Source organism: Nocardia sp. NPDC058633 (assembly GCF_042717045.1).
Classification (GTDB): Bacteria; Actinomycetota; Actinomycetes; order Mycobacteriales; family Mycobacteriaceae; genus Nocardia.
This window is the reverse complement of sequence record NZ_JBHXRA010000008.1, coordinates 160,723-173,792: the sequence shown is the minus strand read 5'-3', so window position 1 is coordinate 173,792 and position 13,070 is coordinate 160,723. Positions and strand designations below refer to the sequence as shown.

General features: G+C 67.1%; 13 protein-coding genes. 5 read left to right on the top strand and 8 right to left on the bottom strand.

Going from position 1 to position 13,070, the window contains the following annotated elements:
* Position 1: 1 nt before the first annotated feature.
* From ACFWUR_RS12620 to ACFWUR_RS12600, 5 genes are read right to left on the bottom strand one after another with little or no spacing between them, the layout of a single operon-like run.
* Complete coding sequence (locus ACFWUR_RS12620; protein WP_378906090.1) at positions 2-1,411, bottom strand: MCE family protein; 1,410 nt, start codon at positions 1,409-1,411, stop codon at positions 2-4.
* 4 nt (positions 1,412-1,415) lie between these two features.
* Positions 1,416-2,279: an ABC transporter permease gene (locus tag ACFWUR_RS12615; protein WP_378906088.1), complete on the bottom strand. Its 864-nt coding sequence runs from the start codon at positions 2,277-2,279 to the stop codon at positions 1,416-1,418.
* Between the two features lies 1 nt (position 2,280).
* The gene (locus tag ACFWUR_RS12610; RefSeq protein ID WP_378906086.1) at positions 2,281-3,129 is read right to left on the bottom strand and encodes an MlaE family ABC transporter permease; all 849 of its coding nucleotides are present in this window, start codon (positions 3,127-3,129) and stop codon (positions 2,281-2,283) included.
* Entirely contained in the window at positions 3,126-3,308 is a 183-nt protein-coding gene (locus tag ACFWUR_RS12605) for a hypothetical protein (protein WP_378906084.1), read from the bottom strand. The genes ACFWUR_RS12610 and ACFWUR_RS12605 overlap by 4 nt, the downstream gene beginning before the upstream one ends.
* A complete protein-coding gene (locus tag ACFWUR_RS12600; protein WP_378906082.1) occupies positions 3,308-3,532 on the bottom strand; it encodes a hypothetical protein in 225 nt (74 codons plus the stop codon). The genes ACFWUR_RS12605 and ACFWUR_RS12600 overlap by 1 nt, the downstream gene beginning before the upstream one ends.
* A gap of 358 nt (positions 3,533-3,890) precedes the next feature.
* Here ACFWUR_RS12600 and ACFWUR_RS12595 point away from each other — a divergent pair, with 358 nt between their 5' ends.
* Positions 3,891-5,054, top strand: coding sequence for a thiolase family protein (locus ACFWUR_RS12595; RefSeq protein WP_378906080.1), 1,164 nt, complete (start codon positions 3,891-3,893; stop codon positions 5,052-5,054).
* Between the two features lie 74 nt (positions 5,055-5,128).
* Here the strand turns inward: ACFWUR_RS12595 and ACFWUR_RS12590 are convergent, their stop codons facing one another.
* A complete protein-coding gene (locus tag ACFWUR_RS12590) occupies positions 5,129-6,514 on the bottom strand; it encodes an AMP-binding protein (RefSeq protein ID WP_378906078.1) in 1,386 nt (461 codons plus the stop codon).
* Positions 6,515-6,967: 453 nt separating this feature from the next.
* Here ACFWUR_RS12590 and ACFWUR_RS12585 point away from each other — a divergent pair, with 453 nt between their 5' ends.
* Entirely contained in the window at positions 6,968-7,963 is a 996-nt protein-coding gene (locus tag ACFWUR_RS12585) for an oxygenase MpaB family protein (RefSeq protein WP_378906076.1), read from the top strand.
* Here ACFWUR_RS12585 and ACFWUR_RS12580 read toward each other — a convergent pair.
* Complete coding sequence (locus tag ACFWUR_RS12580) at positions 7,956-9,227, bottom strand: MFS transporter (RefSeq protein WP_378906074.1); 1,272 nt, start codon at positions 9,225-9,227, stop codon at positions 7,956-7,958. The two genes, ACFWUR_RS12585 and ACFWUR_RS12580, sit on opposite strands and share 8 nt — an antisense overlap.
* Positions 9,228-9,339: 112 nt before the next feature.
* On the opposite strand from ACFWUR_RS12580, the gene ACFWUR_RS12575 reads away from it, so the two are divergent.
* Positions 9,340-9,735: a winged helix-turn-helix transcriptional regulator gene (locus ACFWUR_RS12575; RefSeq protein ID WP_378906073.1), complete on the top strand. Its 396-nt coding sequence runs from the start codon at positions 9,340-9,342 to the stop codon at positions 9,733-9,735.
* 665 nt (positions 9,736-10,400) lie between these two features.
* Here ACFWUR_RS12575 and ACFWUR_RS12570 read toward each other — a convergent pair.
* Positions 10,401-11,051 (bottom strand): TetR family transcriptional regulator, encoded by a 651-nt coding sequence (locus tag ACFWUR_RS12570; RefSeq protein WP_378906071.1) that lies wholly within the window; start codon positions 11,049-11,051, stop codon positions 10,401-10,403.
* A gap of 121 nt (positions 11,052-11,172) precedes the next feature.
* On the opposite strand from ACFWUR_RS12570, the gene ACFWUR_RS12565 reads away from it, so the two are divergent.
* Both ACFWUR_RS12565 and ACFWUR_RS12560 read left to right on the top strand, forming a co-directional pair.
* Entirely contained in the window at positions 11,173-11,961 is a 789-nt protein-coding gene (locus ACFWUR_RS12565; RefSeq protein WP_378906069.1) for an SDR family oxidoreductase, read from the top strand.
* A 25-nt stretch (positions 11,962-11,986) separates the two neighbouring features.
* Positions 11,987-13,051, top strand: a complete 1,065-nt coding sequence (locus ACFWUR_RS12560) for a diacylglycerol kinase (RefSeq protein ID WP_378906067.1) — start codon at positions 11,987-11,989, stop codon at positions 13,049-13,051.
* Positions 13,052-13,070: the final 19 nt, after the last annotated feature.

Genomic DNA, 13,070 nt, shown 5'->3' with positions numbered 1-13,070 from the left:
GCTACACCACACTTTCGGCAACGAGGGGGACATCGCCCAGCACCGAACCGAGCAGCAGGAGCTGGGTGAAGGTGGGGCGCCCGCCGACCAGGGCTGCTACCGCGGCGTGACCGCGCAGCGAGATCGGCGTGACCGCACCGGTGTTCGGCAGCTGCGCGGCGGCCGGCGCGGTGAGACCGGGGACGGCGGGCAGACCGGGAATCGACGGTAGTCCCGGAATCGCAGGCAGGCCGGGCAGCGCCGGGACGCCGGGTAGGTCGGGGATCTGCACCGTCGGCGCCGGGCCTGCGGCTTCGACGCGCCGGGGCAGTTGCTGAGCCGGATACTGCTGCGGCGGAGCGACTTCCGGCACAGTAGGCCCACCGCAGCGCGGCCCGGCCATATCGCCGTAGCGCGGGCAATCCGCCGCGGTGTACTGCTGGAACGGCGTGAACGACACATCCATCTTCCACACCATCTGCTTGCGCGGCCCGAAGTGGAACGCCTGCTGCAACTTGTGCAGCGACGCATTGAGATTGGCCGCGGTGGACTGCAGCGCGCCGGGATCCTTGGCCAGCGCACCGAACACCGTGTCCAGGCCGGACACCAGTTCCTTGCCCGAATCGGGGTTGGCGGCGAACAGGCTGTTCACCGCTTCGACGGTGGAGTTGCCGTCGGTGAGCAGCGCGACCAGTTGGGTGCGGTGCTCGTTGAGGGTGTTCGCGGCGGTGAGCGAATCGCCGAGCATGCCGACCAGTTCGGGCGCGGACTGACTCAACGCCATCGACGCACGGCCGAGATTGCCGAGCAGACCGCCGATTTCGGGAATCCGGTGCACTTCGGTGAGCCAGGTGTCGAGGCGTTCGATGGTGGAGCCGGGCACGCGCGCGCCGCCGTCGAGCGCGGCGGCGAGGGTGGCCAGCACCCGGCCGAGCTTCTCCGGCTGGATGGTGGTGAGTACGTCGCGCAGGGTGTTGAGCGTGGTCTGCAGCTGGACGGTCGCCGAGCTGGTGTCCTCGCGGATGGTGGCGCCGGCGCGCAGGGTGGTGGCCGAGTCGCCGTTGTCCACCAACTGGATCGAGGTGACGCCGAAGATGTTGTCCGGAATCACCCGCGCGGTGACTGTGTCCGGAATCGTCTCGGCGAGTCCGGGTTCGAGCTCGAGCGTCGCGTGCTGGAGTCGGCCCTTGGCGACCATGTCGACGGACGAGACCGCGCCGACGAGCATCCCGCGGTACTTGACGTCGGCGCGCTGCGGTAGGCCGTCACCGGTACTGGTCAGCTCGGCGCCGACCACCACCGTGTCTTCGAACTCGCCGTTGTAGCGCATGGCGAGCAGATACAGCGCCACCGCGACGGTGACGGCCACCGCCAGGCCTGCGAGGGTGAGTTGCAAGGGTTTGGGCCCGCGGCCACTTGGATCGAGAATCATCGACCTATCCCGAGATTCGAAATCCGGGGTCGATGCCCCAGATAGCTAGGGTGAGAAAGAGATTGGTGAAAACCATGACGACGATGACCATCTTGATCGCCCGCCCGGCGGCTACCCCGACGCCTTCGGGACCGCCGGTGGCGACGAACCCGTAGTAGCACTGGATGAACGTGGCGATCAGCACGAAGATCACCACCTTGAGTACCGAGAAGAACACGTCGCCGCCCAGCAGGAACTGGAAGAAGTAGTGGTCGTAGGTGCCCGCGGTGGTGCCGCCGAGGAACAGCACCGACAGCTTGGTCGCGATGTAGGCCACCGCGAGGCCGAGGGTGTAGAGGGGCACGATCGTCACCGTGGCCGCGATCATGCGCGTGGTGACCAGGTAGGGCAACGGGCGGATCGCGATGGACTCGAGCGCGTCGATCTCCTCCGAGATCCGCATCGAGCCGAGCTGGGCGGTGAAGCGGCAGCCGGACTGGATGGCGAAAGCCAGCGTGCCCAGGATCGGTGCGATCTCGCGGGTGGTGGCGAAACCGGAGATGGCCCCGGTGAGTGGGCCCATCGTGAGCAGGTTCAGCGCGGTGTAGGACTCCACACCGACGGTGATGCCGCCGAACGCGCACAACACCACGACCACACCCACGGTGCCGCCGCCGACGATCAACGAGCCGTTGCCCCACCCGACATCGGCGACCAGCCGCGCGACTTCTTTGCGGTAGTGCCGCAGCACGAACGGAATCGCGAACAGCGCCTGGAAGAACACGATGGCCTGATGCCCGACGCGCTGGTTGACCCGCACCGGTACCTTGGCCGCCGCGCCGACCATGTGCACCGGGCGCAGCGCAGGCGGGATGTATTCGGCAGCCATCTCAGACCACCTTCGACGGGAATAAGGTGTTGTACAGCTGGGTGACGATGATGTTGGTGGCGAACAGCATCAGCGCCGAGGACACCACCGCGGAGTTCACCGAGTTCGCGACTCCGCCCGGCCCGCCTTTGGTGTGCAGACCGATGTCGCAGGCGATGATCGCGGTGAGCACGCCGAAGATGGCTGCCTTGACCAGCGCGACGATCAGATCGTTGGCTACCGCGAACGAGGCGAACGAGCCGATGAACGACCCGGGTGTGCCGTGCTGGGCGTAGACATTGAACAGGTACGCGGTCGCGAAGCCGACGAACACGATGAACCCGCACAGCAGCATGCTGACCAGGACGGCGGCGGCCAGTCGCGGGGCGACGAGCCTGCGGACCGGGTCCACGCCCATCACCCGCATCGCGTCGATCTCCTCGCGGATGGTGCGCGAACCCAGATCGGCGCAGATGGCCGAACCCACCGCGCCCGCGATCATCAGCGAGGTGACCAGCGGCGCGCCCTGGCGGATGATGCCCAGCCCGGCCACGGCGCCGATGAAGGTGGTCGCACCGACCTGATTCACCAGGGCGCCCACCTGGATCGACACCACGACCGCGACCGGGATCGCGACGAACACGGTCGGCAGCGCGGAGACATTGGCCATGAAAGCGCACTGCTTGATGAACTCCTGGAACGGAAAGCGCCGCTGCACGAGGGAGAGGAACAACTGCGTGATCGTGGCCCTGGCGAGCAGGACCTGCCTGCCCAGGGTCTCGATCGACTGCTGGGGGTGGCGTCGCCAGAGGCCGGTGGCACTGTCGACGATCTTGTCGAGCTCCGACGGCTCGGTAGCGGGTCGCGTCATGCGCTCAGCCAATGTTCGAGGAGGACCAGAAGTGCGCCGATCGCGGCGACGCCGAGGACGACAGCACAGAGCGCAACGATCCACATGCCGACGCGGAGAACCGGATTGACCTGCGTACGCCCGCCCAGGATCTTGACGACGATCACCACGATGTCGATGAACCAGACCACCGCCATCATCAGGTCATCGTCACATTCGCGAAGGTGAGTACCGGCCAGCACACGATGGCCCCGAGAAACGAGATGACCAGGTCGACGCCGTGTAGACCACGCAGGTGGCTCGTGTGGGTGAAAGCCCAGAAGACTCCGACGAGACCGTAGGGGATGCCGATGATGATGAACGTGCCGATGAACTCCGACACCTTCATCTCGTAACTGAGAAACCTGTCCAGCCGTCGCAACATGGCGGTACCGGTATTCCTTCCTGCGGGGGACCGCGCCGGGCGTGCGGCGCGAGCCAGCATCGCTTACGGTCCGGATGATGTTGTCGAGCATTCTTGGGGAATGGTGCTTGACGCCCGTGGATCATCCCCGTGATCTCGGGTTCGATTCAGTGTTGCCTGCGGGCAATCGCGGCGAGCACCTGGTCTAAGTTACTACTAGTTCTCGTCGATGTGACGAGAATTACCGGTAACATAGCTCATGTATCGGGGATTGCCTATAGGCCGCCCCCGGAAAAATGACGACGGTTGTCACCTGCGAGAATCGTGAGTAACTTATTGCGAGGTTGCCGAGGGTCGGCGACTGTGCAGGAGGAACACAATGTCCGCAGTCATCGTTGATGTGGTTCGCACACCCTCGGGCCGGGGCAAGGCCGGCGGGGGGCTGTCGGCCGTGCATCCGGCTACTCTGTTGGCCGGCGTGCTGGCCGAGCTGGTCGCGCGCACCGGGATCGATCCGGCCCTGGTCGACGACGTGATCGGTGGCTGCGTCACCCAGAGCGGCGAACAGGCCAACAACATCTCCCGCACAGCGGTTCTGGCCGCCGGTTTTCCCGAGTCGGTGCCGGCCACCACAGTCGACCGGCAGTGCGGATCGAGCCAGCAGGCCGTACATTTCGCCGCCCAAGGCGTGCTCGCCGGCGCTTACGACGTGGCGATCGCCTGCGGTGTCGAGTCGATGAGCCGGGCACCGATGTTCTCCAACACCCAGGGCAAGGATTCCCTGCGCGCCCCCCTCGCCGCGCGCTACCCGGACGGCCTCATCGGCCAGGGTATCGCCGCGGAGATTCTGGCTGCGCGCTGGAAGCTGGACCGGGGGACCCTCGACGAGTTCGCCGCGCGCTCGCACCGCCTCGCCGCCGCCACCGCCGCGACGGGTGGCTTCGATGCCGAGCTGGTGGCCGCCGGTGAGCTCACCGCCGACGAGACGATCCGGACCGCCACCACCGTGGAAGGCTTGGGTGGCCTGCGCCCGGCGTTCACCGATCCCGCGATGTCGCAACGCTTTCCGGAGATCGACTGGTCGGTGACCGCGGGCAACTCCTCGCCGCTGACCGACGGCGCCTCGGCCGCGCTGATCATGAGCGAGCCGATGGCGGCGAAGCTCGGCCTGACCCCGCGTGCCCGCTTCCACTCCTTCGCCGTCCTGGGCGACGACCCGACGCTGATGCTGACCGCCGTGATCCCGGCAACCCGCAAAGCGCTCGAGCGCGTCTCGCTGACCGTCGACGACATCGACACTTTCGAGGTGAACGAGGCGTTCGCGCCCGTCCCGCTGGTCTGGCAGCGCGAACTCGGCGCCGATCCGGAGCGGGTGAACCCGCGCGGTGGCGCGATCGCGCTCGGGCATCCGCTGGGCGCCTCGGGTACGCGGCTACTCGCCACGATGGTCAACCACCTCGAACAAACCGGTGGCCGTTACGGTCTGCAGACCATGTGCGAGGCCGGCGGGCTGGCCAACGCGACCATCATCGAACGGCTCTGACGCTCAGCCGGTGGCAGAGCCTGCACCGCAGGCAATTCCACCGGCAAGTCGGGCGTCGGCGCCACGCGGCGGGGCTATTCGGAGTGTGCAGGCGCAGGCAGCGGTTCGCCGATCATGGCGTCGTCGGGGCCGTCGATGAACAAGCGTCCCGCATCGTCGAAATGGCCGAGATCGCCACTGGAGTGCATGCCGTCGACGACCTCCTTGTCCGTCCCGTCGGTGAAACCGAGGAAGCTGAGTCCCCCGGCGACGAACAGGGTGCCGACCACACCCGGGGTGGTGATCCGGCGGCGCTGCTCGTCGTAGACCGCGACCCGGCAGCCGACCGGCGGGCGGCCGACGGTGCCCGGCGCCTCGCGCAGATCCTGCGGTGTCGCGACCGCCGCGACGGTGACATCGGCGCAGGTGTAGAGGTGGTAGAGCGCATCGCCGAAATGCAGCGCGGTGCGCCGACTCAGATCCGGGGGCAGCGCCGAGCCTGCCGAGAAGATCACCGTCAGGGTGGAGGTGTCGTACTCGGCGAGCACCGTCGGGCCCAGGTCGACGATCTGTCGCAGCATGGTCGGAACCAGGACCAGCGCGCTCGCGTGATGTCGGGCTACGGCGGCCAAGGTGCGGCGGGCGTCGAATCGATCCGCGAGCACCACCACGGTATTGCCCAGTGCCCAGCCCAGGATCAGCTGGGACAGGCCGATGCCGTGCGACAGGGGCGCGGCGAGCACGATCGTGTTCGCCTTCGGCAGCGGGATGCGGTCCAGGAACTGGGCCGACTGCAGCGGCGAAACCTTGCCGCTCGGAGCACCTTTCGGTGTTTCGGCGCCCTCGGCGAGTATCACGATGCCGCCGGGGTCGACCGGGACGGGCAGCGGCAGGGCCGAGCGCCATGCGGCGATACCGTGGATCGTCGGCAGCCCGCGCCGATTGGTGGCCCCCGCGCGGGTGAGAACGATCGGCATCTGGGCCGGGAGTTCGTCGAACCGGTCGACGAACTCCGCGTCGGCCAGCAGCATGTCGATCTGCTCGCGCTCCAGAGTCGCGGTCAGCCGCGGACCGGAGATGCCGGTGTCGAGCAGCACGATGCGCGCGCCGAGCTTGCCCGCCGCCAGCATGGTCAAGACGAAGCCGCGGTGATCGCGGCACAGCGCGCCGAGCACGGTGCCGGCCGTGATGGCCTGTGCGGCCAGTCCGTTGGCCAACCGGTTGGATGCCTGATCGAGCTGTTCGAAGGTGATCGGTCCGCGATCGTCGATCAGCGCGACAGCCGAGCTCGCGCCGCGGGTCGCGTGCGCCAGCGTCGTCGCCACCGGGCCGAGGGCGGTCGCCTCGCGTGCTGTGCGGACCAGTTCGATCGGATGCCTGAGCTCGATCGCGCCCCGCCGGTACAGGACGACGGCGGCGGACAGAGCGTCGGCGACGGCTCGTACGACCGCGGTCGGCGCGGGGGAAAGGGCGGACGGCACGGATACCTCCGAGAAGTGGGTCGATGGGGACTAGCGGTCGGTATGAGTGCCGACGCATCACTGGCGATCATAGCGCTTGAGAGAATAGGAAGTAACTTACTGTCGGGAGTCGCCGGATGAGCCGACCCGCTCCATCCGGCGCCCTGTGGTTCACTGTGGGACGTCGAGCGCGGCCTGACCGCGCTCACCTGTGTCCGCATGCAGCTCTTTGCGTGTCGCCCTGCTCATCTGTACAGGTGTCGAGGGAGGGTCGCATCTCGTGTGGGCATTGAGCGGTCCGCTCGCGGGGGGAGTGGACCGCTCGTGAACAAGCATCGACATCTGGTCGGCGATCTTGGGTGATTCCATGAACCGGCGGAGAGAATTATCAGTAACATAGGGTGCTGGAGGGTCGCTCATGGCGTCGATCCGCGTTCGCGAGATCCAGGGCGGGCACCTCTGGGAAGGACGACGATGAGCACGGCAACCAGGCCCGGCGAACCCGACTACGGAAACCCGAACAGCGCGGGGTACGTCGAGGAGGGGCCCGCACCGCAATGGCGCACCGCTCGGCGCCCGTCCACGGAACCGGGTGCCGAGCCCACGCTGACTCTCGAGCGGGTGCGCCTCCACATTCCCGACACCTACCGGTCACCGCGCAAGAAGCCGGCGCAACTGGCCGACGCGCTGGACTTCTGGATGTTCGCCGGTGCGGCGGCGAACGTGGCGATGCAGTTCGCGCACCAAGGTGTCGCGGCCGGTGTGATGGAGAGCCAGGTCGAATCCGGTGCGTTGATGGTGCATCCGTGGAAGCGGCTGCGGACCACCTCCGCCTACCTCGCGGTCGCCGTGCTCGGAACCGACGAGGACAAGAAGGCGATGCGTGAGGCGGTCGATGTCGCACACCGTCAGGTCAGGTCACGACCGGACTCGAAGGTGAAGTACAACGCCTTCGACCGGAACCTGCAGATGTATGTCGCGGCGGCGATCTACATCGGTTTCGAGGATTCGCACCAGCTCCTGCACGGCAAGATGACCCCCGATGAACTCGAGGCATTCTTTCAGGGCGCCGACACCTTCGGCACCACTCTCCAGGTCCATCCCGACATGTGGCCGACAACGCGCGCGGAATTCGACGACTACTGGCTCGATGCCTGCGAACACGTCGTCTGCGACGACGAATTCCGTGCCTACATCGACGATCTGCTCCACCTGCGGATGATCCACTGGTCTCTGCGGGTGACGTTGGGCAGCCTCCTGCAGTTCCTGACCGCGGGCTTCCTCCCGCCCCATTTCCGCGACCAGATGGGGATCGAGTGGACCGATTCCGACCAGCGACGCTTCGAGCACCTGTTCCTGTTCGTCGGTTTCGTCAACCGCTTCATCCCGAAGTTCATCAGGTTCGCGGGCACCTACGCGATGATCCGCGATGTGCGTCGCCGAATCCGGAAGCAGAAGGCGCTCATCTGATTCGGGATCCGATGGTGCCCAGGGCGGCGGCGATGAGGCAGGCGAGGGCGGCGGTGATCCAGAGGGGAGTGTAGGAGCCGTTGATGTCGCGGATCAGACCGCCGGTGAGGGCCATCGCGCCTGCCCCGAGCTGGTGGAAGACGCTGATCCAGCCGAAGGTGAGGGCGCTGTCGACGCCGAAGTAGCGGCGGCACAGGGTCAGGGTCGGCGGCACCGTCGCGACGTCGAGAATGCCGAACACCACGGCGAAGGCGACGAGGTCGGGTGACCATCCGCTGGTGAACAGCACCGGAAGCAGGGCGAGCGACACGCCGCGGCCGAGAAAGAACACGGCCAGTAGCAGCCGCGGTTCGATCCGGTCGCTGAGCCACCCCGCGGAAACGGTGCCGAGAATATTGGCGACGCCGATGACGGCCAGCAGGCCCGACGCGGTGGTGGCGGCCATGCCGTGATCGTGCGCGGCGGGCGTGAAATGGCTCCACATCAGACCGTTCGTGGTAGCTCCACACAGGGCGAACATCGAGGCCAGGACCCAGAACCGGGCATCGCGCACGGCGGTGGCGGTGCGGGCGAACGGGTTGACTCGACCATCGGTGTCGGCTGGTTCGGTGCCGTGATCCGCGCCGTACCTGACCGCGCCGACCGCGGCGGGGCTCTCGCGCAGCAACAGCAGCACCCCGAGCAACGCCGCGGTCGCCAGGGCGCCGCACGCGAGCACGGGCGCGCGCCAGTCGGCCCGCTCGAGCAGCACCGAGAGCAGCGGCAGCATCGCGAACTGCCCGAAGACGCCTGCCGCGGTGAGCAATCCGGTGGCCAGGCCGATCCTGCGATAAAACCATCGGTTCGCCACCGTCGCGGCGAACACCGTGGTGATCGACCCGGTGCCGACACCGACGGCCAAGCCGAACCACAGCACGAACCAGAACACCGACGGGGTGAACATCGCGGTGAGGCCCGAACTCGCGATCAGCGCGAGCAGCGCGTACGAGGTGACGCGGCGGAGGCCGTAGCGATCCATCATGGCCGCGGCGAACGGTCCGACCACCCCGTAGAGCACCATGTTCACCGCCACCGCGGCACCGATTCCGGTGCGGCTCCACCCCTTGGTCTCGACCAGCGGTTCGGTGATCAGGCCCGCGATAGTGGTGAAGCTTCCCGCCGCGATCAGCGCGAGGGCGGCGACGGCCACCATCGTCCACGCTGGATGAATTCGTGGCGTCCGCCGGAGGGCGTGCTGACCGATATCGACTGCGGAAATACTCACCGGAACCCTTCGCGTTGGTCGACGTCCTCACTCTCGTTTCTATCAATCGGCGATCGAGATCGACAGTATGCACAATATTGTCCATATGGACTGATTGGATATCATCGATCGTATGACCATCGCGGACGAAGTCAGGGCACCGATCGTGCGAGCGATGCGGAGCTGCCCCGTTGAAGTGAGCATCGCCGTGCTCGGCGGCGCCTGGAAGATGACGATCGTCAAATACCTCCTCGACGAGCCGCTGCGCTACGGCGAATTGCGCCGCAAGGTAGGCGAAGTGACCCCGCGGGTGCTCACCCGTCAACTCCGCGAGCTGGAACAAGACGGCATAGTCCACCGACACGCCTTCGCCGAAGTCCCACCGCGCGTAGAGTATTCGCTCACACCGACCGGAGAAGCCCTGCGCGGCTTCGTTACCGAGTTGAACCGGTGGGGTGCGGAATACATCGAGGGCTTGGCCGGTCCTCGCCGAGTCGACCCGTCACCGGTGGCGGGTGCGACGGGCTGAGACCGACGACGGGGACGTGAGGCAGAATGTGAAGGTGATCGAGAGAAGTTGGCCGAGGTTCGGGGCGCTGGACGCTGTGTTGTCGGCGGGTGTCGCGGCGCCTGCCTGCGGTTAGTTCGATGTCGGACCAGGAAAAAGGGCCGGGGTTCGCGCGACGACCCGGTGAGAGTCAATTCGATGTGGTCGAGCGGTTGCGTCGGAGGACGGCGGAGACGAGGTCTCCCGAGACGGACCGTCGAGAGCCCGACGACGCGACAACCAATGTCGTGCGGCTGCCGAGACGGCCGCGGCGACGCCCGGAGGAGGCCGATGCGGCTCGGCGCCTGCCTCCGGTTCCCGATGACGGCTACGATTCGGCGGCTACCCGCCCGGTGACCCGAGCGGAACTGCAGCGTGAATTCGGATCGTTGCCGGTCGACGAGGCGGCGTGGGCCGGGAGCGAAGCGAGCGGAAACGCCGGGCACGAGGCGAACCTGATCGATCTCGACGCATCGCGTCGCCAACGTGGCGACGGGGGTAGTCGGTCCCGGGGCGCTCGGCGGATGGTGAAGCCGCGCAGGATCGGGCCTACCGCGAGTGCGCGGGGCGAGGGCGACGCCGATCCGTCGAGGCCGGACGAACCCGGCCACTGAGAACAGCCTGCGGCCGCGGCCGTCGAGGCTGAGTCAGTGGGCCCGAGCGTCGCGCGATACCACGCCACGTGTACCGACGGGTGCGGTGAGTGCGCCCGCGAGCATATCGATGATCTCTGCCCACACTCGTGCGTCCGACGCCCGGGCATCGCCCGCCTCGAGCGCGCGTTCATGATCGGCCAGGAGCGCGAAAAGCATAGTCGTCGACGCCCGCAACCGCCGCACCCGCAACCGCGGGGGCAAGGTGGTGAGTTCGCGGTCCAGCCCCTGCATGATGACGCGCACCGACGTGCGCCCCGCATCACCGAGATTGGCGGCGTCGGTGACCGCCGGATGGGCGTGGATCTGTTCCAGAAACCGCGCGTAATACCGAATCCCGTGCCGTTCGCCGAGCTCGAACATCGGCACCACCAGTGCTTCGAGTAGTCCGTGCACGCCTGGTGGCCGGCCCGAGCCCGCTTGTTCGGCGAGCAATTCCAGCCGCCGCACCTCCAAGATCGCCAGCCGGTGCTCGACCACCGCTTCGATGAGTCCGTCGCGGGACCCGAAGTGGTACTGGATCGCTGAATTATTGCGCTGACCTGCGGCGGCGGCGATATCGCGCAGTGGTACCGCCTGCCCCTGCTGCGCGATCAGCCGCTCCGCCGCGACGATGATGCGTTCCCGCGCCTGTGTTGCTGCCACAGTCTGCACAATAGCCGCTCAGCGGCACGATTGAGAACTTCGCCTTGACAGTTAAGCGTTGTGGCTTAAAACTGCTTGTGACCGCGGCCACCAGCGGTTCTCTCGGAGAGGAATTTTCGCCATGATCCTGGACACCTTCCGGCTCGACGGCCGCGTCGCCATCGTCACCGGCGCGGGCCGCGGCATCGGCGCGGCCACCGCGCTCGCGCTCGCCGAAGCCGGCGCCGATGTCGCCATCGCCGCCCGCACCGCCGAGCAACTCGACGATGTCGCCGCGAAGATCCGCGCTCTCGGCCGCCGTGCGATCACCGTCCCGGCCGACCTCTCCGATCTGGCCGCGGTGAAAGGCTTCGCCGACACCGCTGCCGCCGAACTCGGCCGCATCGACATCGTGGTCAACAATGTCGGCGGCACCATGCCCAACACCTTCATGACCACCACCCCGGAGTTTCTCGAAGACGCCTTTCGCTTCAACGTGTCCACCGCGCATGCCCTCACCCAGGCCGCGGTACCGCACCTGCTGGCGTCGGAGGGCGGCTCGGTCGTCAACATCTCCTCGATGATGGGTCGAACCGCCGGCCGCGGTTTCCTTGCCTACGGCACTGCCAAAGCCGCGCTCGCGCACTGGACCAGAATGGCCGCCACCGACCTGTCCCCGCGCATCCGCGTCAACGCCATCGCGGTCGGCTCGGTACTCACCTCCGCGCTGGATGTCGTTGCGCGGCAACCGGAAATCCGAGCAACCATGGAGGCCGCGACCCCGCTGGGTCGGCTCGGTGAACCCTGGGAAATCGCCGCCGCCATCGTCTATCTCAGCTCACCCGCGGGCGGCTATATCACCGGCAAGATTCTCGAGGTCGACGGCGGAATCGAAAGCCCCAACCTCGAACTCGGCCTGCCCGACCTGTGAGCCACTCCCGTACGAAGGATCTGCTATGACCTACCGCGTAATCCAATGGAGCACCGGCAATGTCGGTGCACGCGCGCTGCGCTCCATCATCGCCCGGCCCGAGCTGGAACTTGTCGGCGTCTGGGTGTCGAGCTCGGCCAAGGCAGGCAAGGACGCGGGTGACCTCGCCGGGCTCGCCGTCGACACCGGCATCACCGCCACCACCGACGCCGATGCTCTGCTGGCTATGAAACCCGACTGCATCGTGCACACCGCGATGGCCGACGACCGGCTGATGGAATCGGTCGAAGACCTGAAACGGTTCCTGCGCGCCGGGATCAACGTGGTCTCCAGTAGCCCCGTCTTCCTGCAGTACCCCTACGGAACGTTGCCCGAGGAGGCCATCGCCCCGATCGTCGAGGCCGCCGAGGAAGGCGGTGCGTCCCTGTGGGTGAACGGTATCGACCCCGGCTGGGCCAACGACTGGCTCCCGCTGCTGCTCTCGAGCGGCTCGGAACGGATCGACCGCATCATCTGCTCGGAGATCATGGACTACTCCACCTACGACAATCCCAAGGTCGTGTTCGACATCATGGGTTTCGGCAGCGACCTCGACGCCCTGCCCATGTTGCTGCAACCCGGAGTCCTCACCCTCGCCTGGGGCAGCGTCGTCCGCCAGCTCGCCGCGGCCCTCGACATCGAACTCGACTCGGTGACCCAGCATTTCGAACGGCTACCAGCGATCGGTGAACTCACTGTGGGTGGTCGGGCCATCGCCCCCGGCACCGCCGCCGCCTTGCGATTCCAGGTCCACGGCATCCGCGCCGGCCGAGAGGTTCTGACCCTCGAACACGTCACCCGCCTGCACCCCGACCTGGCTCCTGAGTGGCCGCAGCCGACGGGGTCGGGTTGCTATCGCGTCGAAATCCAGGGCGAGCCGGACTATCAACTGGATCTGCAGCTCACCAGCGACGGCGACCACGCTCTCGCCGGTGTGGTCGGCACCGCCGCCCGCCTGGTGAGTGCTGTTCCCGCCGTGGTCGAAGCCCGACCAGGTCTACTGACCGCTGTCGACCTTCCCCTCACCACCGGCCGTGGACTGGTGTCCTGACAGCTGCGGCTTCGAGATC